Annotated in this window: 1 protein-coding gene; it reads right to left on the bottom strand. The window is 62.9% G+C overall.

The features are described from left to right. Positions 1-1,547: conjugative transfer ATPase (locus BZK42_RS27780; RefSeq protein WP_080861577.1), on the bottom strand; the 1,547-nt coding region annotated here is incomplete at its 3' end. Between the last annotated feature and the right edge of the window lie 15 nt (positions 1,548-1,562).

Genomic DNA, 1,562 nt, shown 5'->3' on the forward strand with positions numbered 1-1,562 from the left:
GTCGCTGATTTCCCCGCCCCGGTCGGCCCGAACAGCAGCAGGTGCGCGCTGTTTTTACGGTCCTTCAGCGGGTCAAAGTGCAGCGGCCCGCCGCCACGGTTGAAAAATGTGATACCGGGCTTACCCGTCCCCGTTGAACGCCCGTACACCGGCGCCAGACCGGCAAAGTGTTGTACAAACGTCAGCCAGGTGTACCACCGGTGCCGGTCCAGCTCCGGATTAAAGCACATCGGCAGGGCGCGCAGATACGTGTTCAGCGGCGAGAGGTCATATTCCGGATTCAGCGGTTTCAGTCCGGCGTTCATCAGGGTGGTACTGATCGACAGATGGTGATGGTCCAGCGTCTTCATGTCCGGCGCCTTCAGCAGGAAAGTCAGCGCCCCGCGGTACAGCTTGTGTTTCTCTTTCAGCCAGCTTAGTGCCGCCTCCACCTGGTCGCGGGTACGCTCAGACTCCACGTTATCCCCGAGCGCGCGCTTACCCAGCCGGGCGAACTCCTCTTCCAGCTCCTTCTGCGGCTGTACCAGCAACGTCAGACAGGCCACCGTGCCCGGCGGCATCATGTCCATCAGCGCGTTAATACGCTCACCACGTACACACTCCGCCGTCAGGTGTCCCGGTCCGGGCGGCTCCGTCAGGTTTTCCACCGCCACCGCCCGGTGCAGCACATCATCAAACCACCATATGCCCTTCTTCGCGTCACTGCGCGGACGGGTGAAAAACAGCGATTCGCTGAAATCCGTGTCCACCGGCAGCGTATCCTGCCGGCTGTCACGCCAGGTGGCCGTCCGGTACAGCGTCTGCCGGTCAATCCACGACGGGGCCGGATTAAACAGCCGCAGCAGCCAGGCATGGATTTGCTCCCCGTTCTGCCGGCGGCACACCACCCCGGCCTGGCTCAGCGCCGCCGACAGCCGGTCGCAGGTCTGGCGGAGCTGGACCACCGGCGGGTACGTTTCCCGCTGCCGCGGGTTCACGTAGCGGTACACCACCATCCGTATCTGCCGTATCTGCCCGCGCCAGCTGACGCCGGTCACCACCTCATCCTGAAATAACCCTTCCGGGCGACTGATGACCTGCAGGTGACGTTCTGTCTCCGCAAGCCAGGCATCCGTGAACGCGCTGCCCTGCGCGGCCGGGCTGACATAGCCCCTGATGTGGTCCATCTCCGCCGTCAGGTCCGTTTCATCCTGGCAGAAGAACTGTACCACCCACTGGTGACTGCTGCGCTCTTCCGGCCCGTTCTGCAGCGCCACTTCCGCGATGTCACGGATTTCTTCCAGGCGCTCTGCTGAACGGCCGTCCGTCTGCGCCGGGGTCAGGCTGAACACCGCCCCGACAGACACCCCGTCATCAAGCAGCAGGCACTCATCCTCCGGCAGGTATTCCACCCAGGGCAGAAAATCAATAAACGACGGGCCGTGCGCATAGATTTTCGCCTCGTCGCGGCGGGTCAGTCTGCCCTCCCGCTTCAGCGGCTCACGCCCTGACGGATGGGGTATCCGGGGTACAGATTTATTGCGTTTACCGGAAAAAAGACTGAACATCTACAGCGCCTCCGT

This window comes from Citrobacter braakii, from assembly GCF_002075345.1.
GTDB lineage: Bacteria > Pseudomonadota > Gammaproteobacteria > Enterobacterales > Enterobacteriaceae > Citrobacter > Citrobacter braakii.